General features: G+C 58.3%; 9 protein-coding genes. 2 read left to right on the top strand and 7 right to left on the bottom strand.

Annotation, left to right across the window (positions count from 1 at the left end):
- Window positions 1–60 precede the first annotated feature (60 nt).
- Both ASG03_RS03415 and ASG03_RS03420 read right to left on the bottom strand, forming a co-directional pair.
- Complete coding sequence (locus ASG03_RS03415; RefSeq protein ID WP_443216577.1) at window positions 61–1,221, bottom strand: hypothetical protein; 1,161 nt, start codon at window positions 1,219–1,221, stop codon at window positions 61–63.
- 254 nt (window positions 1,222–1,475) lie between these two features.
- Window positions 1,476–2,654: a hypothetical protein gene (locus tag ASG03_RS03420; RefSeq protein WP_156381720.1), complete on the bottom strand. Its 1,179-nt coding sequence runs from the start codon at window positions 2,652–2,654 to the stop codon at window positions 1,476–1,478.
- 403 nt (window positions 2,655–3,057) lie between these two features.
- Here ASG03_RS03420 and ASG03_RS03425 point away from each other — a divergent pair, with 403 nt between their 5' ends.
- Entirely contained in the window at window positions 3,058–3,201 is a 144-nt protein-coding gene (locus ASG03_RS03425) for a hypothetical protein (RefSeq protein WP_244475144.1), read from the top strand.
- 114 nt (window positions 3,202–3,315) lie between these two features.
- On the opposite strand, the gene ASG03_RS03430 is transcribed toward ASG03_RS03425, so the two are convergent.
- The 5 genes from ASG03_RS03430 to ASG03_RS03450 are packed head-to-tail and all read right to left on the bottom strand — an operon-like array spanning window position 3,316 to window position 18,438.
- Complete coding sequence (locus ASG03_RS03430) at window positions 3,316–4,071, bottom strand: HNH endonuclease (RefSeq protein WP_062692221.1); 756 nt, start codon at window positions 4,069–4,071, stop codon at window positions 3,316–3,318.
- Complete coding sequence (locus ASG03_RS03435; protein WP_244475145.1) at window positions 4,071–6,035, bottom strand: DUF2326 domain-containing protein; 1,965 nt, start codon at window positions 6,033–6,035, stop codon at window positions 4,071–4,073. The genes ASG03_RS03430 and ASG03_RS03435 overlap by 1 nt, the downstream gene beginning before the upstream one ends.
- Window positions 6,022–10,485 carry an Eco57I restriction-modification methylase domain-containing protein gene (locus tag ASG03_RS03440; protein ID WP_062692225.1) on the bottom strand — a complete coding sequence of 1,488 codons (4,464 nt, stop codon included), beginning with the start codon at window positions 10,483–10,485 and terminating at the stop codon, window positions 6,022–6,024. The genes ASG03_RS03435 and ASG03_RS03440 overlap by 14 nt, the downstream gene beginning before the upstream one ends.
- A gap of 2 nt (window positions 10,486–10,487) precedes the next feature.
- The gene (locus ASG03_RS03445; RefSeq protein ID WP_062692227.1) at window positions 10,488–13,259 is read right to left on the bottom strand and encodes a DEAD/DEAH box helicase; all 2,772 of its coding nucleotides are present in this window, start codon (window positions 13,257–13,259) and stop codon (window positions 10,488–10,490) included.
- A 1-nt stretch (window position 13,260) separates the two neighbouring features.
- The gene (locus tag ASG03_RS03450) at window positions 13,261–18,438 is read right to left on the bottom strand and encodes a DEAD/DEAH box helicase (RefSeq protein ID WP_062693025.1); all 5,178 of its coding nucleotides are present in this window, start codon (window positions 18,436–18,438) and stop codon (window positions 13,261–13,263) included.
- Between the two features lie 373 nt (window positions 18,439–18,811).
- Between ASG03_RS03450 and ASG03_RS03455 the strand changes: the two genes are divergently transcribed.
- Entirely contained in the window at window positions 18,812–20,665 is a 1,854-nt protein-coding gene (locus tag ASG03_RS03455) for an AAA family ATPase (protein ID WP_062692229.1), read from the top strand.
- The last annotated feature ends 17 nt before the right edge of the window (window positions 20,666–20,682 follow it).

The following is a 20,682-nucleotide window of genomic DNA, read 5'->3' on the forward strand; positions in this document are numbered from 1 at the left end:
AGGTCGCCGCGGCGTCACGCGCCGCAGCGGTAGCCTCCTTCAAGCAAAGCCGGACTTGCGTTAGACGTCGAGCAGACGCCGGGCAAACCCAATGCGGATATGCTCGGGTGGCCAGCAGACCATGTCATCCGCCAGCGCCTCCGGATCATCGCGACCATCGTCGTCATCATCGAAGCTCGATCCTTCGCAGTCGCCGCATAGGCATCCGGGTCCGTGATCCTCGGTGTCGCCGGTGACGTCCTCGCAGAACATCACGCGTGGGATCGCCCGCAGCGTCCCAAAGCGGCGCGCATGGAGCGACGTCGTGAAAGCAGCGGCGGCGAGCGGTGGGGTGGCCGTCACCATTGGCGTCTCCTGGAGACCAAGCGCAAGGCGAGCCTCAGCCTCGAGAAGCTGCTGCACGCGGCGCCCGAAGCGTAGGCGCAGTTCCGCCATGCAAGCCGCGGCGCCATCGATCTCCAGAAGATCGTCGATCTCCGAGAGCGCCCAGACACCCGCCGCATGATCGCTCGGACGGCTGGCGCCATCGATGATCGCGACACCGACCGTCTCGACCATCAGCCGCTTCTGCGTTTTGTAGAGCCAGTCCGGCAGCACCATGGCCGATGCCAGCATCTTGAGCTTCAGCTCTTCGAGCCGGCTGGTGTCGCCGTAGGACGCGAGCGAGCGCTTCAGGTCCAACACGAAGGCGGCCCGCTTGGCGCGGTTCACGATGATCAGGTCCGGCGTGTAGCTGCCTTTGGCCGGCGCCTCGCAGTCAAGCCGGACGCCTTCAAGCTGGCGCCAGTGATTGCCGGCAACCGCTTCGATGGCCGCCTTGACCAGCGGCAGCTTGATCGACTGCGTCAGCACGAGAATATTCGGATTAGCCTTGGCTAGCCGCTCAACGGCCTGCTCCAGCAGCTTGCCCTCGCGGAAGGAGACGGCGCGGACGAGCGAGGCAACGTTGACATAGTGCCCGAGAATCTCGTCCTCGACCGGCTCGCCGTCGGCGATGGCGGCGATTGCCTTGTCGATAAGGATGTCGAAGTCGGCCTCGACATCGGGATAGCGCACCAGATGCGGGTGGCGACGCAGCGCCGGCGGTTCGGCACGAGAAGTAAGACGCTCAACGAAGTGGCAGCGCGACGCCGAGCCGGCCGCAAAAGACATGGTGGAGGATGCCGCTGATGCGGCACGCAGAACTTCCCCGGCGGGGGTCGAAGCGTGTAGGTTCGTCAAAGCCCGATTCCTTCTAGTACAAGGCTTGAGGGTCAGGCCCTTGGTAGCGTTGGCGCGCTGCCTTGGGCCGCTTAGCTTCATCAGTGAAGCCCTTCTTATGTCGCAGGACCGCAACCGGATCTCAAGGACCCTATCGGCAAAAAGAGAACAGATCCCGAACGCGGTTAACGGCGGGCTCACATCCTTTGCCATGAGCACATCCCCACGCGAATAGCCGGAATCAAGAAAGGGGCCCGAAAGCCCCTTTCTTATGTTCAGTCCGCCGACGCCTCGGCGGGTTTGCGCGTGAGCGCCTTCGGCTTCCTTAGTCCAGGCAGACTTTCGGTCGAGCCGAAAGAAAGGACGTTGGAACCGGTGGTTTCAGATGCTCCACCCCTCCGGGTGAACATCGCCGGCGGTACGTAGTCCTCGAGCGTTTCATCCTCGTCCTCGGACAGATCGAGACTAGGCGCGTCCACCCGCACGACGCCACCCAGCGCCTCCAACCCACTGCGCATCACCTTGTCGGGCGAGTTCGAGGCAACGGCGACCTCAAGCGGCCATTCAGGCTGCTTCGTTCGAGAGGTTGCCCAATCGAGGAGCGGCAGCACCGACTGGCTGAGCCAGATCTCCAACTCCTTGGCCTCAGGCCAGGCTTCTCGCTTGCCGAGCTTGTCCAATGTCGAGAAGACCTTGTACCAGCGGCTGTTGGCGGGAAGTTCGCTCTCGGAAAGCTTGCGGACGTCGACGTCGCCGGGCGCATCCAGCAGCAAAACATTGCCGAGGCTACGTTTCGCTGCTCGAGCCAACGGTTCCAATACTGGAACCAGTGCTGCCTTCTGCAGCCGCTTTCCCTGGGGCTTGCTTTCCAAGGTGTCATCCACAGTCTTGGCAAGCGCTGACGCGCTCTCAACGAAGGCGGCAACTCCACTCTTCGTCTTGAGATCGATCAGTGCCCTCAGCCCAGAAAGACCCCCGATGTCAGCAAGCTCAGTGCTTGTGACCTCTTTGGACGATGGGTCGGCACCGTCCGCTAGCAGAGCTTTCACTTCGCTCACTCGAATGCCCTCATGCTCCTCGGCATGAGCCAAGGCAGCTTCGATCTTTTCTTCCGGCGCGGACGCCAGATGAAAAAGAACCGTGGGGCTGACGGCCAGCTCGACCGCACGTGTACGGTACGGAGCGAGGTTGCGCGCAACAGAGCGATAGTTGCGCGCGGTCTTCGAGGAGATGTCGCATCGCTGCGAGACCCATTTCTCGAAAGTACCCGGCTCAACGAGTTCGGACGCCTGCTCCAGCAGGTCACCTAGTTCAAAGGCCTGCTCCGTGGACCGGCGTCCCAAAGCCAGGATGCCGGCGGCTGTCGCCTCCAGTGCTTTCTTGCTCTGCGCGCCGATGTTGAGCGCGTCGTAGTCAAAGCGGCCGGATGCCGCTTCGTTCGTTTTCTTCGTCATGTCAAAGATCCTTGCATGTTGCAAAAGCATCAACTGCACCTGCGCAATTGATATGTAGATTATCCCTTGGATTTAAAAGTACCTCAAGGCGTATCAAAAGTTGTATATCTAGTTTTTACCTAATTAACTCACAATCTTTCACGATTTTATACTTACTCTACTTCATTTTTGACGCGTTAAAATTTTTCTTACTTCGGCTTGGCCAAAATAACAAAATACAACCACTGGGCGCGCTACCTTGCCCGTCCGTGCATGTTTTCGCAGACCCGCCGAGCCGGTAACACCGAGACAGTTCATAGAGGTGACACGATGTCAAAAGCGGTGCTGACGACAAAAGTCGATCCGACCTACGGTGCACTGGATGTTTGATCGCGGTCTGATTTCGGTGGGTGACGATTACAACATGCTGATCGCAAACGGCGGCGTGCCGGACACAATCTCGCGGCTGATGAATCCGGAGCGACGCCTGCGGGTGCCCGCGCGAACGGACGAACGGCCGCATTCGCAGTTCTTGCAATATCATCGCGAGCGGGTATTCAAGGGTTGAGGTAGCGGAAATTATTTCCGCGATCATCGCAGCTACCTAGCTGGCAAGATGGAACGGCTACAGCCCTGTGGTCGTTGGTTGAGCCAGTTGTTTCCATCCGGTCCGTGGAAATGGCTATTCCACTCTGTACGAAAAAGCCGCTCGATGCCATGACAGCTTCTCTCGATGCATAGCGCTTAGAGGAAGCGGAGTTTCCCAACGAAGCAGCGCCCTTGCTTCCAAACTAAGGGTGGGCGCGAAAAGCGGCCTACCTATGTCATCGAAACTCACAAGACCGCTATCGAATGCGGCATCCCACAGAACGGACAGGAGCAAGCCATTGTGGACGTCAAGCCGTTCGGCATCGCTGTCACAGTCCTTCCAAGGTTTGATGTGGGAGGCTCGGAGAAGCGCTCTGTCGGCAATACCCGTCAAAGGGCAACGTCCCTGCCAATACGCCATCAGCCGCTCGCGAAAGATGTTTTGCCCGACCCGTTGAACGACAAGCCGCTCCGCTTCGGTCGTTTTCGGAAGATCCTTCGTCTGCCATAAGAACTCGTGGAGCGGTGCATCTGGAAGGCTGACGGCTAGTTCGTAAAGTCGCGGCATCGCCGCATAAAGCATAGCTAAATCGGCGAACCGGTAGCGCGCAAGGCCGGGCCCTCCCTCATCAACTGGTTCCAGTCCAATCTCTGCGACGATACCGGGATGATCAATCGCGATCACCCAAGCGCCCGTATGTTCGCGTGCAAGCCAGAGTGAGCCTTGCGCAGTTGTCGAGGTGTAGTGTCGCCAGCCGTTTAGCTCCTCATGTGGCCGCCGGAATCCGTTCTGGAATGCTACCTTGTCGCATTCCTGACGGATGACGAAAGACTGCGGCGACTCGATCATCAGAAGTCCATTGCGAACAGCCGCGCCTCAGGCGGCGTCGATGAAAGTCGGAGCCGCAACGCGGGATGATCAAGCGTGATCTGCGAGGGCGCCGTTGTTGTCGTGACGATATACTGGAATGGGGGCGGACTTCCCTTTTTCTCCAAACCAAGAGCGAAATCAAAAAGATTGGCGTAGATGCTGGCGTCTAGGTCTGCTTCGCGTGGGCTGTCGTGGATAAGAAGGGACGGCATGTCGGCCTTACCATTCACAGACAGGATCATTGCGGCGAGATCGAAGGCTACGATTTTAAACGACTCGACAGCGGCAGTTGATAGTCCCGCGCCACGTTCCAGCGAAATCTCTGGATGAAGGCCGTTGCCATCGAGCTTCATTTTACCAAAACAGCCTTTAGGCATCAGTGTGGCGACGAGTTGCCCAAAAAGCCCCGCTAGATCACCGATTGCTGCCGCGGCGCGCTCTCGCTCAAGCGCCGTCTTCTGCCGCGCCCCTTCTAGTTTTTTGTCGATGAGAAGTAGGCGTTGAGCTATCCCAACACGATCCTTCAACTGAAGGTCAAACCAAGTCGTCTCTCTTACCAGTTCGCTTGCTCGGTTAACTGCCTTATTACTGGCCAACATCTGCTGTTCGAGCTGAGCAAATGAACCATCGATCTGAGCGATCTCTCGGTCTAATCGGAGAATCTCTCGGTCTAGTTTATCGATTTCTGCTGGCAAAGCGCGCTGCTGGCGCTCTAACTCCTCTATCTGTTGCTCGGCCAGCGCAATCCTTGACCGCACTTCGTCGAGGTTGCAACGCTCCAATGAGATGCCGCATCCATTGGCCGTCACTTCATCTATGTCGACGTGACAGATTGCACAGCGGACAATGACGCCGGTTTCCAGCCTCGCCTGCTCGGTTCCCTGTTCAGCGCGGGCGGCAGAAACCTGACTCGGAAGGCTATACAATAGGGCTTTCTTCTCAGCTCTCGCGTCACTGCTCTTGTTCCGTTCGGATTGCAGAATTTGGCGTTTCTCGCGCAGCCCGTCGCCTGGTCTCTGACCTTTTGCGTGCTCAGCACCAACGGCCTTTGCAAGCAGTTCATTCGCCTTGTCGATGAGTTCCTTGCGGACCAATTCCTCGGTCGGATCACGCTCCTTCGGGAAAGAAAGCCTTTCACAAAGCTCAGAAAACCGTTGGCTTTGAAACCAGTCGAGATGACCAAGCTTCTCGCGCAGTTTGTCCCGCTCACGCGTGAGAACTCTGGCCTCGGCGGTGGCCTGGATTTCGTCAGCGGAGAGCGCGCGGATAGCAAGGCGCACCACCGTCAGCTTTGTTTCAAGAGAGAGCTCCTGTGCAGGTGATCCTGAGCCGGATCGCTTGGACCGCCAATCAAACACGTCATCCAGCCGACACTCCTGATCGCGGGTGAGCCATGCGAGCAAGACGTCCCAAACATGTTCTGCCTTCAAGTTTTCAGGAACCTGATCTCGGTAGCGGGTACAAAAGCTCTCCGAAATCATGGGGGCAATGGTCGGAGGTAGGGTGGCTACCAGAAGCTCGTCAAAAGTTTCCTCAATGCGCTCCGCGCGGGAGGCGCGTGACGGCAGGTTCATGCCGATAGGACGGGTAACCACCCAGCATTCATCATCTATGATTATCTCCGCCCCAACAAAACCATTGGGCAGCTTCTGCTGCATAAGTGGTCGCTGTTCTTCGTGGGAGATGTGCCGCTCACCCAGGCAGTATCGGATCAGACGGCAGAATGTTGTTTTGCCACTGCCGTGAGGAGTGGCGCCAGTCCCGTTCGTCGAGAGATCCGGCGACCAGACAATATTGACTCCGCGCCGAAGCGGAATGTCACGCAGCATGGTCTGAGGGTCCTGCCAGAGCGCTATGCGTCGAACCCACAGCCTCGGTCCTTGCTGACCTTCCGGCAAGGTGAGTTCAATTTCGGCCGGCTGAAACAGATCAGGCTGCAACACGGCCCTCCCGGATGAATGGCAAGATGACAGCAGGCACCTGCGCCAACTCCCGATCGAGACTGATACCTTCGAGCCGCGACCAAGCGAACAGTGCGCGACCGACAGCAGGATCATGCGCATTCAAGGTTGAGCGATCCAGTCTCTTGCCCGCACTCCAGAGGGCACCGTCGCTCGAAACATCAAGCACGGCCGAAGAAACGAGGGCACTGAATGCTGCACCCCATGCGGCATTTGTTGGCGGGACGAGCTGGGTCACGTTAGCCGGGTGCGCTACAAGACGTTGCCACTCTCGACGATCGGTTTCGGACAGGAAACCATCAAGGAGAGCCGGCTGCAGGCAGGCCAGCGCGGACAGACGGACGCGTCGCACGTCGGACGGCTCTGGCAGGATGCCCACCAAAGCGCGAAGCTGAGTGCGCACCCTGTCATGTTCGTTGCTAGCTTGCGACCAAGCCCAAACTGCATCCGGTAATTGTCCGAGCGACGGAAGCTCGATCGGCTGCGCAGCAGCAGAAATAGGATCGACCATACCGAGTGCGGCAAATGTCCCCTCTTGTTGCATTCGATCCCATGCTTCGAGGACGAGGCGGCCGGTGCGGTATTCGTCGTGCTGGCGGATTTCCTTCTCCTTTAGGACGCGGAAGGTTTCCGAGGGGTAGTCCGGACCTTTCGCGACGGCGGGGTCAAGGATGTAGCTTAGCTCGTCTCGGGTCACGCCGTAGGCCCGAGCGTAGAAGGCGTCGAGTTCTGCGCGAAGGAGCGCGCGACGATCCTCGTCCCAAGCGAAGGGCACGCCATCGTAGCCCAGATCACGGGCGAAGGGGGCGAGGCTGTAAGAGGTGTACGTGAGTTCCAGCACCCTTTCTGAAACGTAGCTCAACGCAGTTTCGGAAGGCTGATCTGGTGCGAGGAAGGGAAGCTGCTCAAGATAGAAGAAATTGAGATTTGTCCCACCTATTTTTTGCCGAGCAACATAATCGAGAACCAACGATGTCGCCGCTCCGACAAAGAAGGTAATTTGAGCAGTAGAGATATTTCCTTTGGGGAAAAGAATATGGGCGCTGTTGCCTACAGCGCCTTTCGGGAAGATTGCCGAAATTACGGTCCTTTCGTTTGTTGCATTTGTGATTTTTCTCATGCCGATCAGCCAATCTCGCTGCCAGCCCTGTTTCTGCAAGCGAGCATGGATTTCATCTACAGGAACCCAAAACCTTGGTAATGGCTCGTAGCGTGGATCGACCTTCTGATTCACCTCAATACTGATATCGTCGTCCTGATCGGATTCCGAGGAAGACCACCGATGGTCCAATATATGAAGCATCTTGGATTCAAACAGCGGCAGAAAACTCGGTTCTAGTTTGCCCGGATCAAGCCAAACATTCCCCTCGAGAATTTGACCGCGATCTTTAAGCTCGGAAGCCGAAAAAAAGAAGCGGACATCTCGGGTCATGTCGAAGAAGGTACTAGCATGCGCGATGTGCCAAGGGTTTCCTTTATCACCCCTAGCCTTTTCGATTAGTACAGGCGCTGTCCGATAGACTTTTGCAGTAATATTTGCATCTTGTCTTGAACGAAACACGGGAGTGGTTTTGGTGTTTGGATTGATCGCGGCGATTTGTTCCGGCGAGAGTGTAAAGATCCGTTCGGCCTCTCCAAGTTGCGACGTCTCCGTCAGGAAGAACGCAAACCTTGCCTCTGGTTCGCTATCTCCCAACGTAAGGAGGCAGAATTTCATACGACTATCAACGTCGGCAAAAATCTTCGCTCTATTTTCGAAGTCGATTAGGCCAGCAAGCCTTTTCTCATCGACAAGATTAGCAAAAAACGGAGCCGTAAGGGCATCCGTTGCAATTCCAGTTGGCACTATTATGCCCGACCGCCCACCACGTCTCTTGATCTTATCGAACAGCTCGGCAAAGAGAGCGTAGGTATTCACGTCTCCTCGACCACACAGTGGAAAACGGCCACCACTGTTGCCAGGCAAAAGCACGAAGGTCGAGATTGCTTCGGCTTCGCGGCGAGCGCTTTCAAACTCCAAATATAGGCTCTGTTCAACGCTGCCATTTGGTGCGACTTGAAGTGCAGAGATAAGGGTGGAGCGGGCTTTAGCGCTTTTCTCGCTCCCAATTCTCGGATCACGCGACGCGAAGAACTCATGCTCTTGAACCTTGATCCGCTCCCACGGCGGATTGCCAAGCACCACATCGAATCCGCCGCGTTGCATCATGTCCGGGAATTCCAGAGGCCAATGAAGCGCGCGAGCGTTGCGGGCGGCCTTTGGCGCATCCACCATCGTCTGGCGCGTCCTGCCCTGATTGAGAGCCATCCACAGTTCTTCTGTCGTTGGCACCGTCCGTTCCGATGCCCCCGCCGGTGCGTCGCCGACCTTGGGTAGCAGGAAGGCTGCGACGTAGAGATCCGCTGCCGCCCTAGCGCGGACAAAGGTCTGCCCCTTGCGCAGTTCCTTGAACCGCTTGGTCTTGGCCCCGATCTGCTCCACCGTATCCTCGGGCAGGTCGCGGAAACCCGAGAAATCCAGCGCCAGCGGTTTCATCGCAGGCATAGACGCCTGACCGGAGCCGAAGTCGAACCCGCCTTGGCCCGCCGTGGCGTCGCGATTGGCCTTGAGGTAGTATTTGGCGGTTTCCTTGTCGTCGCCGGTCAGTGGCTTGTAGGCGGCATCGGGGATGCCTTCCTCCAGCACCTTCAAGTCAAACACCCCCAGCAGCGCATCGCCGCAGCGAATCTGCGCGTCGAAGAAGCCAAGGGGAAGGCCGGGGTCCACCGTTTCGATCCAGAGCGCGACCTTGGTCAGTTCCACCGCCATCGGGTTGCGGTCAACTCCGTGGATGCAGCAGCGAGCGACATCGCGCAGCGCGTGGCGGAAGTCGGCGAGCGAGGGAGTGCCCTCGGCCCGTATACGGGCCAACCGCGTAGCGATGCGACGGGCGGCGGCCAGCAGGAAGTGGCCCGAGCCGCAGGCGGGGTCGATGACCGAAAGCTTCAGCAGCGCCTTGGCGGGATCATCCGCCTCGGTCTCCGTCTTGTCGAGCACAGGATCGAGCGCAGTATCGAGCAGCACCTGAACGAGGCTGTCGGGCGTGTAGTAGGAACCGGTGGTCTTGCGCTGATTGCCCTTCTGCTCGGCCGCCTCGGATGCGAAGACGAGCGTCTTTCCATCGTCGCCGAGCTGAGGCTGGAGTTCGAGGAGGGATTCGTAGACCGAGCCCAGTTCCTCGGTCTCCATCGCACGCCAGTTGACCGGGACCATGCCGTTCTTGTCCGCGAGCCAGGACAGGCGATAGAGCGCCTCCATAAACGCGCGGTTGCGCAGGCTGGCGGTTTCGAGATGGGGTAGCCTGTCTTCCGCGAAGAGCCCGCCGAGGGCAGGCAGCGCAAGGGCGGGCTGGCCATGCGTGAGGGCACGGAAGACAACCTTCACGCCCTCATAACGGTCATGGTGCTTGTCCCAAGTGGCGGCGCGATAGCATTGTTTGCGCAGCGATTGCAGCGAGTAACCTTCGGCGTAAAGATTGCGGGCCTCGGGCCCTGCGTTGTCCGGATGAAGCAAGTTGCGGTCTTCGGCCACCATGAGGAAGATCAGGCGATAGACGAGGCGCAGGAGTTCGTTGAACCACTCAGTGAGGTTCGCCTCTCCGGAACGCAGTTTGGCCGCGAGATCGGGATTGGCTTCGAGGAAGCCGGAGCCGAGAAGCTTGAGGGAAAGCTGGACCTGATCTGCCAAGCGATCACGTGCGGCCTCCCCTTCCTTGGAGCCGGCGTCGCGCCAACGCTCAAGAGCGCAATCGGTTGCTGGAGTGTCGGCTGCGCCAAAGCGGGAACGATGGATCAAAAGCCAGAGCACAGCGAAGGAGGCTATATCTTCGTTAACGAACATCTGGGCGAAATCTGCCTCGATGTAGGCAGGCCTTGTCAGCGAGGCGTTGTCGCGCATCAGGCGTAACTGTGCGCCGTTGGTCACGATCCCCCAGAGAGCATCGTCGCGGTCGTTCAGATAATCTTGGAGCGCGAAGGCGGGAGAACGAGACCGGTCTGTCGAGAGCGTCGGACTGCGGCGATCGATCTGCTCCTGCGGCGGAACAACCACGATCGGCACGCGGCCAGACGCCGATAGCGCCATCGGCGCGGATGCCGCCTTCAGATCGTCATAGCCGAAGGTTTCCTTGAAGAGGCCGGAGATGAAGCGCGTGGTCGTCGCCGCCGATGGATGCTCTATCTTTGCGAAGGCGTCGAAATGGGATTGCCCCACACGAAAGGCTGTCGCGATTTCCTCACGGATCTGCAGCCCCTTGCGAACGGCATAGTCCTCGGGCGTCTGTTCCGGGGCCTGACGCTGATCGATCTTGGCTATCATTGCAGGAGCGATCAGGTTGCCTTCGAGGCTCAGCGATGGCCAAGTCGACATATCAGTGATGGTTTTGCGCGCCATGATTACACTTCCCCCGGAACGAGCACGAAGAGGCCAATGACATCTGGGGGAATGATCGGCTCGACACTAACACGAGACGCCGAACCAGCGGCAGCACGGAGACGTGCATGATCATCCGCCAATTCGGCTGCACGCTTTCGAACGAACTCAGCAATCGGACCGGCCAACAGATCCGGGACTACTGCCCGTGCCGCGTTGACTATGCGATCCCGAGCAACAGGCGCGAGATCCGCAGTCGCGGCAGAAGCGAGCAATTCTCGCGCCTTGCTGCCGGAAGCGATGACGGTGTTGCTTTCGAGGGCAACGAGCGCCGCTTCTTCCGCCAGCAAAAGGCGCTCGCGCCTTGCATGGACCGTCAGTTTGTAGCGAATGCGCAGGAGCGCAACTCGCGTCATCTGAGTTACCGCTGCACTCGGCCAGGCGCCGACACGACCGATGCCCAAATCCGGAAGCGCTTCACTGTCCAACGAGGCTTCAAGGAGACTTTCCGCCAGGGAAGACGTCAGTGGGTGTGTTCTCGTCAGGAGCGATGTCCCTGACGGCGCCGGTTCCTGCATTGCGAGCTTGAGAGATCCCTTGAGGCCCAGTTGTTCCAGCTTTTCCTTCAGACTGGGCTGAAGGGCATGCACATGCGCGAGCTGTAATGACTTTTTCTTTTCCAGCGGGACGCCGAAGCGCGACATGGCGCGTTCGACGAATTGAAGCGTCTCTTCCGGCGAACCTAGCAGCGATTTGACCTTTTCCCATTCGGGGGCAACTTCGCTCGGCTTAATGGCATTCTGGGCAAATCGAGCACGAGACCGCTTTTCATTTTCACTGGCATCGCGCCACCGGGTCTCCATCACCTGGATGCCGTTGGTCAGTTGCAGGTCGAGCGTGAGCTGCTGTTGGACACCGCCACCGCGGCGAAATATCATCGCAGCCATCAGCGCATCGGTGACCGGCCCGCGCTCATCCGGGAGAGGAACTGTTACGCCGGTCGCCTCGCGGATTTCTGCAGCCTTGCGGAGGATGACTTCGAGCACGGCGCCATCGATCGCACTGTCAGGGGAGAACATCATGATCGACCGAACGAGCTCGGCAGGCTGGCCGAAGCGATCCACCCGGCCTTCACGCTGTTGATGGCGTGTCGGATTCCAGGAGAGATCATAGTGGATCACAGTGTCGAACAGTTGCTGAAGGTTGATACCTTCGGACAAGCAGTCAGTAGCGACAAGAATACGCTGTTCGTCGGCATCTACATTCGCCGCCGCCATTTCTGCAACACGATCGCGGCGTTCGTCTGGTGTCAGCTCTCCTGTCACTGCTTGCACGTTCAGCTTCGGGAAGGCTTTGCGAAGCCCTTCCTTCACATGTTCCGCCGTCGCGAGGTAGCGGCAGAAAACGACGGGATTCGCGCCTTCCTTGATCAAAGGCTTGAGGGCCTTGATGAGGGCGTTCAGCTTGGGATCATCCGCTGAAAGAAGTGTGCTGGCCTTATCAAGCAGCCCTTGGAGCGAGGGATCGCTGGAGAAGACCGTGTTCGGCTCGATATCAACAGCGTCTTCGTCGTCGCCATCCTCGTCATAGATCTGCGGCTCGAGGCGTTCATCTTCGTTAGACGCCCGATTTCGCAGCGCACTCATCGCCGCAGCAGGAGATGAGCCGACACACCGCATCAGTGCCAGCGTGCCCCAGAAGGCAAGATGGCGGTCCTTCTGCGTATCTCCCGCCCGAGAGACAACAGCGAAGCAATAATCGAGGACGGCCTCATGAAATGCTCGATGTTCGTCGTTCAGACGGTACGAGTATTCGGTGGTCTCGTGCTTGGGAAAAGCACGGTTTTCGTCCCATGCTCCCTCGACGAGATCGACGCGTCGCCGCTGAACGAAATGCCTTGATAGGCGCTCTCGGTACTTTGGATCGTCGAAGTTCACGCTCCCGAAATCCCGGTCGATCAACGACAGAAGCCGGGCGAAAGCTTCTTCATCCCCGGAATGCGGTGTTGCCGTCAGCAGCACCAGCCGACGCTCCGGATCTCGGGAAAGACCCTGCAGCAAATCGAAGCGCTGCTGCCTCCCTTTATGTGTACCGACGCAAGCGTGGGCTTCATCGACGATCACGAAATCTGGGCACGCCCTGGCAAAACCATCGCGACGCTTTTCGGCCTTGATGTAGTCGAGACTGACGACTGTGAAGGGGTAAGCATCGAACAAGGTCTGCGCCAACGGCAGATTTCGCTCCAGACGTGCGGCCGTCCCGGAGGTGACGGCAACAGCGTCGATCCCGAACCTGTCCTTCAGCTCGATGATCCACTGATCAACCAGATGGGGTGGGCATAACACCGAAAAAGCGTCGACCTCACCACGATCCATGAGTTCGCGAAGAATCAGGCCCGCTTCGATCGTCTTACCGATGCCGACGTCGTCAGCGATCAGTAGGCGCGGCACCTGGAGGCGCAAAGCCATCAACAATGGAACGAGTTGGTAGCTGCGCGGCTCGAATGCGAGCTGCGCGGCCGAGCGAAACGGCCCCGCGCCGCGACGAAGGGTCAGCCGGAGCGAATCCGCAAGGAGTGCCGCCTTTGACTGGACTGTCGGGCGGGCATCCTCCGGCAGGTCAAAGCGAGCAGCTTCGACAGGCGTCAGTTCGAGATCCGGTGCGAGAACGACGATGTCGTTTTCGTTACCTGAGAGAGGGCGCAGAGCGAGGAGCCCCTCCGCGGGTGCCGGCAAAGCTACCCATTCCCGGCCGCGTGCTTTGATTAGGTCGCCAGGAGTAAAATTCAGTGTCATATCAACCTGCAAAATTCTTGATAAAACCGTCTGGTAGCCCTTCGGACGGAACTTCGGGCAAGCTGTATACAACCCAGCCCTTGCTCATCGCATCCGCCTCAGCTTCCGATGTCAGCTTTTTGGTGGACGCAGCAACCATACTTGCACGCCACGCAAACTCGAACTCAATGCCTCCGAAACGTGCGGGCATTGTATCGATCTGAGGAATGCCAGCGGCTCCGAACGCCTCAAGCCAAGGCGATACCACTGCGCCTGGTGCTGCCTTTGCCACTCGGGAAATCTCCCCGCAACTCAGATCGATTAGGAACTGCGCAACTTGTGGGCTCGCGCGATTGATCAGCTCGTGGTCTGGCTGATTGAAGTAGGAGAGAAGGCAGCGATAGCAGCCACGCACGCAACTCCCATCCTCTTTCTCCTGCAGCAGATCTGCATCCCCCGCCGCAATCGCGGCATCTACATTTTCGAAATGCATCAAGCCGAGCGCCGTCTTGGCGACCTCATTGATTGCTTTTTCGTCGTCAATCAGGCGCGTAAGCACGCCGGCTCCGCCTTCGGTCGCTTCATAGGTGAGAATTGCTCGCCTGTTATCTCTCGCGGGCAACGGCTCACTCAGGATTTCACCTTCCTCGAGCTGGAAGACCACCTCTATCCCACGCAGCAACGCATATTGGACCGTTGCGATCGTTTCCGGCTCGTATTGTTCTGGCCTTTCAAAGCGGAGCAGCAAGGCATTCTTTCGGTCGCGAACTATTGGTACTATTCGGACCGGTTTCACCACCTCTGGCGGCACATCCGTGTCACCATCCTCGCCGTCGGACTTCGCCCAGTAACCGGATCTGGGATCAATGTGGAAGCCGAAAACGGTCTGATCCCTTCGACGCTTCAGGCCCTTGTTCAAGCGGCTGATTTCGGCGCTATTGGCGTATTGAAGTGACAGGAGCGACGTTTCTTCGCAGACGAACTTGGCGTTGGTCACCTGGATCTGGCCGTCCTTTTTCGGCCAGGAGAACACGGTCTGGATATCAAAGCCCTGCCGTACCCGTTCTTCATCGTTTGCCGTAATGCGCTCAGTCGGCGCCGCTTCGACATTGTCGATACGAAGCGTCTTCTTGATGGGGACCTCTCCAGCCATGTGATTGTCGCACCCGTGACAACGCTCCACTTCGCCTTCGTGGGACGCACCACAGTTGGAGCAAATGTAGATGTCCTTGGTCGCCAATTCGGATCCATCGCCTTGGCGTACCTCGGGGGGCAGCTTGGCCTTCATAACCCGATAGGCACGGCCTTCATGGTATATCAGACTGCGCGGCCCGAACTCGGAAATGGCCAGAAAACGGGCCCTGGACAGGAATGTGCCGGTTTTCCCTTCACCGGGTACGAACGCGTACAGCGGTAGGCGTGGGAAATTGTATCCAGGCAGGAAGCCTTCCGTCGCAAGATACCGATACGAATAGAAATCGGATCCATTCGAGGCCTTGCCTTGTTCGAGGATTGCAATTTGATCCTGGGCTTGCATCTGCGCGGCCTTGATCTTGCGTCGGTCCGCTCCAGAGAGCCCGGTGATCTCCGAGCGCTTGTTCGCCTCGGCCAACTGCGTTCTAGCGGAGCTGTAGAGCTCACGCCAACGGTCAAATGCCCGATCAAATGCCTTCGGCGCGTTCATGGCCGTTTGAAGAACAAACTCGTCCGGATCTTCCATCCAGATTGGGGTTTTGCCACCATCGGACGCCAGAATCTGTTTCAGAACTCGCGCCATCGGGCCCCGCGCCCCAGAGACAAGAGTAGACTTCGAAACTACCGCCAGAACCTCGTCCTTCAGCGGGAATTTATCGCCGTGAAGGTCTAGGATTTCAGGAATATCTGGGGAAAGCGCCAATTTCGCTTCCGCCAGCCAAACCGCATGAAGGTGCGACCGAACAAGTTCCTCATTCGTGATGTCAAGCGCGGGCGGCCGAACGACACCGGCCACCATATCATTGCGCCGTTCAAAGAAATACTGGTCATGGGGAGATCCCGAAGCGCAGTACGTCACGACAACCGCAGCCTGCCCCGACCGTCCGGCACGTCCGGCGCGTTGTGCATAATTTGCAGGCGTGGGCGGTACGTTGCGGAGATACACGGCGTTCAATGCCGAAATGTCGACGCCGAGTTCCATCGTCGGAGAGCAGAATAGCGCTGGCAAAAACCGGTCGGTTTCGCCGGTTGCTCGAATTTCCGTGCGGTACTCCGAGGTCGCGAGATGTTGCATATCATCCTGTTCGAATCGGAACCGCCATTCACGCCATTCGCGCTGTTTCTGCGATACCTGCGCCGTATGTTCACGGCCCTCCAGGCCCCAATAGGAGCTGCGCCCATCGCTAAGGTCGTTCGCGATCGTGGTGTAAAGGTCATGGAAGTATCGGTTGCCGCGCTGGCCTTCATCAGAAAGCGCGGGCCCGGGGATAAGCCGGACCGCGGATGGTGACAGGCGCCAGCCTGTCACGTCACCATCGAGCTCGACGGGCACAAGCAGCCCTTCATCGCTCAGGAAGGCAAGCACTCCCTCCATGAACTCGTAATACTCATCCTTGTTCAGCTTCGCGCCTAGGACGGACTTCCGGTTCAGGAACCTTGCGATTCTGGAATTGGGGCCGGCCCGGAGAAGAGTTTGTTCTTCGCGAAGCGTGACCACATTCTTGCTGCCCCCGCGCAGGACCAGCGAAGAGCGTGCTCTCGGGTTCTCCTTCTGGTCAATTGCCCATGGAGCTTGAAGCAGTATACGGGATTTCTGAGCCACACCATCGAGGACGGTCAGGTCTAAGGCCTCGGTCTGAACAGCCAGGCCTTCGAGCATCGCAGACAATATAGCCTTGAGAATAGCCTGCCGCTGATCGGTGCCGAGATCGCCAAGAGCTGGATGGATGGCCATGAAGCGCTCGCGATCTTCAGAAAGTTCCTCAAGGCCGAGGAAATTAACATCGATCAGATTGAGAACAGACAGGCTGGGGTTGGTGAAGCGCCATCCACGGCGTAGGTCCGTCCAGACACGATGGGCGAGCACTTTAGCGAGCGAACGCTGTGCGTCTTCACGGATAATGGCGCCAACATTCGCGTCCAGAAGCCAATGCGGCCGAGCCTCCTTTTTGGCTGCGGTGAAACCAAGCGCCTTCACTACCTGAAGGCCGAACTCGTCTTCTGCAAGGCCTTCTGAGCCAGCGGAGATCACCGCGTGAAGAATGGCTCCGCGCAACAGACTTACGAACAAGAAGTCGTTGAAATGACCTGACTGCAGTGCGGCATCCTGACGGTTGTCTGTAAAGCCCAGCAGTTTGCGCTTCGTCTCAGGTACGCCGCTGCCCGGCTTGTTCATCCACTCCAGGGCACTGGCCACGAGCAGCGTTGTCGCAGAACTCCGCCCTTCGCCAGAGAGCCCGGCAAGCTTGCTTCGTTCACGCATGCCTTGCGTGGGCTCATCATGACAGCAAAGGCAGAAGGCAAACTTCCCGGGGATGAACCAGAAATCATTGCCGCCCGCTCCATGGAGGCCGTTTGCACCCACCGCATATGATATAGGGGTGCGCTTCTTACGATAGCCTCTCAGCCGCTCGATGCCATTCTTTTCCTCCCGCCAACTCTCAGGGTAGCCCTCAAGCTCCCCGGTGAACTGAAAGTCATTATCGTCGACATTTACTGGGCAGAGATAGCCGGCAACCTCGTCGTCCTCAGTATCGAGCGGGGTGTCATCAATGCTTCGGGGAAGAAAACGCAAATCCCCATCATCCTCGACCTTCGTCACGACATGGTATTCCTGGCCACAGCTTCTGCAAAAACGCGTCGGATAAAGACGGTTGCCAGGCGCATCAGGATCCTCAAGCTGTCCCTCGAGAAGAATCCGCCGGGGTCGGGCTTTGAGTGTCGTAAATACTTCGCTGGCGCCGGAGATGAAACGATGGAGCTTGAAGGCGAGAAAAGCACCATCCTTTGTGCCGCCGCGCTCATTCTCAGGCAGACTTGTCCGGGTTAGGAACGTTTCGAGATAGTGGCGGCAGGTTTCGGCGTCGACCCCAGTGGCCAGCGACAGCTTTTCGACAGCCTGTTCGAACGGGATCGGCCTTTTTCTCCGGAGTTCGAGCCCGTCGTCCAATCCGAGTTCCAACTCCGCCCACACCGAAAGCGGGTGGTGCTTCAGGGCCTCGTCGTCGAGTGCGTCCGGGAGGGGCTGCGTTAAGACTTTGCTCAACGCGCCAACGACATGCTCAGTTTTCAAGGCGTCATCGGTGGCACGCTGCAAGGACTCGTCGATGACTGCATCCGGGCCAATCTCGGTGCCAAACAGTCGTGACGCGACCTTCGCGACGGCGAGTGCGCGGCTCTCATCCGACCCCTCGGATGCCATCGTTGCCGAGGTGCCGATGCAGATCGGCTCTTTGTCAGGAGAGCATCGATCACGCAGACGCCGAACCAGGACTGCAACATCGGCTCCCTGGCGTCCGCGGTAGGTGTGAAGTTCGTCGAGAATTATGAACTCGAGGCCAGATGCGTTTGCGATTACCTGCGAGTCCAGATCGTCCTGCCGCGTCAGCAGCAATTCGGCCATCATGTAGTTTGTCAGGAGAATATCTGGCGGGTTGGCGGCAATTCGCTCGCGTTCTTCTCGGCTTTCCTGACCAGTGTAACGCTTTACCACCGGCCTGAAATTATCAGGCAACCCAGAACCAGCGATGAACTTGTCAATTTCCTTCATCTGGCTATTAGCCAGGGCGTTCATCGGATAGACGATGATTGCCGATGTCCGCCGCGGTTTTCCCGCGCGACGAGCACGGATAATTGCGTCGACAACTGGCACAAAGAAGCAAAGGGATTTCCCCGAACCTGTGCCGGTCGTGACAACGTAGCTCTTGCCCTGTTTCGCCTTCGCAATTGCTTCGGCTTGGTGACGGTGGAAGCGAAGGGGTGTCGCTCCGAACCGGAAAACCTTGCCTGTGCCCTCATCAAGGTCACCTGTGCCGACGAGTTCATCGACCGTCGGCCCATCCATAAAGCGCGGGTTGAGTGATAGGAGGGCATCAGGCCAGAACTTTCCGGCGTCGTACTGCGCGTCGATCTCGGATTTCAGGTCAGGCGCCCGAATCGCGATGAAGGAACGCGAGAAGTGCTCATAGGCAGCTATCAATTGGTGATCAAATTCGAACGCTTTCATCAAGATGCCCAACTATTTGAACGACAAGATTTTTTTACGATAAACAGCTAGTATTGAAAGCACAATTGGCTTTCCAATCGTCGCATTGTGAAAATGCCACCCTACTTCAGTGTCACTAGACGCCGAATGACGCATTCCGCGTATCACTTCGCTCAAACAATGTTCTACAAGAGGTGAAAGCGGAAATAATCTCCGCTGAGGGGCCGCAAGCGAATTGACCGGTTTGAGTGCGCTATGTTGGGAAGCAGTCATTCGTTCGGGTCCGATGACGAGACTGACCGTGGCGATCGTCCTGTGGACCCAATGCGATTGACGTTGCACTTTCCGCGGTGACCCCTTTTTATAGACTGCAGCCTATAGTGGCGGGGGATGCATGCAGGTTCGGCTCGACCAAATTACGGTGAGGCATTTCAAGCGGATTGAAGAGCTCACTATAAATCTGAAGCCCGTCACGGCACTTGTCGGCGGGAACACCAGCGGCAAGAGCAGCGCGTTGCAAGCAGCGCAGCTCGGGGTGTCTATCCTGCAGGCGGCGTTGCGTAGGCTGCGTGGCGACGGCACGCCCGATTTCGCCGCCACAGTGTCGAACGACGCAGTCCTGTTTCGGCCTACCGAACGTCTCTTGGATCTGCGCCGGGGTGATCCGGCAACGCAGAACCTTGGCTTTTCCATTACCTATAGCGGCGTGGATCTCGATACGGACGCCGCAAAAGAGATCACGATTGAGGTACGGCGCGGAAAGAACGCTAACATCGCGATCAACCGTATCGGCGACGACGACTTTGCAGCCGTGCTCGCAGATCCCGACCGACCATTTTCGATACTGACACCGGGTCTTTCCGGCATCCCGATGCGCGAGGAGTGGCGCACGAAGGGCGCGATGGATGCTGCTGTCATGCACGGTGACGCGAACCTGTACCTTCGTACCGTGCTCGACCACCTATTTACCCGTGATTTGGACGAGATAGCTCGGGCCTCGTGGACGCACACACGCAACATCGGGGTGCTTCCTGACAGCGGTTGGAAGACTTTTTCTACCCTCCTTGACCGCTGCTATCCTGGTGCGCGCGTCGTCGTGGCGCATGACCAGCACCGCGATCGGTATGTGAAGGTCGAAGTCGAGGGGACGGATTCCCGAGTGACGATCGACATGGCTTCCACGGGCATGCTGCAGGTTATCCAGATCATCGCCTACGCTTGCTTCTACGCGCCCCCGCTCCTGCTACTCGACGAGCCGGATGCCCATCTTCACGCCGACAGCCAGTCGCGGCTCTACGAGGCGTTGCGCGGTGTCGCCGCAGAGACACAAACGCGTATCCTATTCGCCAGTCACTCCCCGCAGCTAATCCAGCGCCTGATGTATGACGCCGACGCTGCCGTCGTCTGGATGAGCGAGGGCGTCCAGGTGCCCGTCGACGAAGCCCAACGGCCTGCGATTCCCATACTCATGACCCTCGGTGCGCTTTCAGCCGGCGCCGACGCCTTCGACCCCGCGCGTCCCGTCCTCCTGATGACCGAGGACAAGCGCACCAAACCAGTCACCGCGCTGGCGATAGCCAACGGGGCTCCACAAAACCTCGCCGTCATCTCCTACAACGGATGCGGCAATCTGCCAGCCGCCCGCCTGCTCGCCAGCATGATCACTGACATGAGACCCGACGCGCGGATCATCCTCCATCGCGACCGCGACTTCCGCACTCAACCGGAGATGGATTTTGAGATCGCGACTGCGGACGCCGAGCGGCTGCGGAATGGCGTCACACGCGTCACGGAAGTGTTCACGCCTCTCAACGACGTTGAACATTCATTCGCCCAAGCCGAGCACCTGAAGGCCAAGTTTCCACAGCTTGCGCCCGAGGTGGTCGACGCTGCAATCTCCCAGGTCACAGCCTTTAAGCGTGACCAACTTGTCGCTGCCGCCCACACCGCGCGCGGCCAAATCCGAACGACGGTCTACGAAAGCACGCGCAAGCGCGGAAAACCCGAATGGGCACAGTGCGGCATGCCTGCGGATCCGCCAGCAATTGCCAACTTCGTGCCTCCAAACGGCCTTGTCCCCGTGGCCTTCGAGCATAGCCACGGCAAAATGCTGATGGACGGCCTCCGCACGCGGATACATCAACAAGTTGGCGGAGCGACGCAGGATTGCGAGAATATAATCTACTCATCGTCAGACCATCTGATCGCGCCGAACTGGACATCTGTTTTTAACCCTCCGCCAGAGTGATGGCAGCGGGAAGTTTT

It is taken from the genome of Rhizobium sp. Leaf341, from assembly GCF_001424325.1.
In the GTDB taxonomy this organism is placed as follows: Bacteria; Pseudomonadota; Alphaproteobacteria; order Rhizobiales; family Rhizobiaceae; genus Ferranicluibacter.

Excerpts from the sequence above, each read along its gene's own strand:
- ASG03_RS03420 (WP_156381720.1), bottom strand. The coding sequence starts at position 2,654 with ATGACGAAGAAAACGAACGAAGCGGCATCCGGCCGCTTTGACTACGAC.
- ASG03_RS03425 (WP_244475144.1), top strand. The coding sequence starts at position 3,058 with ATGCTGATCGCAAACGGCGGCGTGCCGGACACAATCTCGCGGCTGATG.
- ASG03_RS03430 (WP_062692221.1), bottom strand. The coding sequence starts at position 4,071 with ATGATCGAGTCGCCGCAGTCTTTCGTCATCCGTCAGGAATGCGACAAG.
- ASG03_RS03440 (WP_062692225.1), bottom strand. The coding sequence starts at position 10,485 with ATGGCGCGCAAAACCATCACTGATATGTCGACTTGGCCATCGCTGAGC.
- ASG03_RS03445 (WP_062692227.1), bottom strand. The coding sequence starts at position 13,259 with ATGACACTGAATTTTACTCCTGGCGACCTAATCAAAGCACGCGGCCGG.
- ASG03_RS03450 (WP_062693025.1), bottom strand. The coding sequence starts at position 18,438 with ATGAAAGCGTTCGAATTTGATCACCAATTGATAGCTGCCTATGAGCAC.
- ASG03_RS03455 (WP_062692229.1), top strand. The coding sequence starts at position 18,812 with ATGCAGGTTCGGCTCGACCAAATTACGGTGAGGCATTTCAAGCGGATT.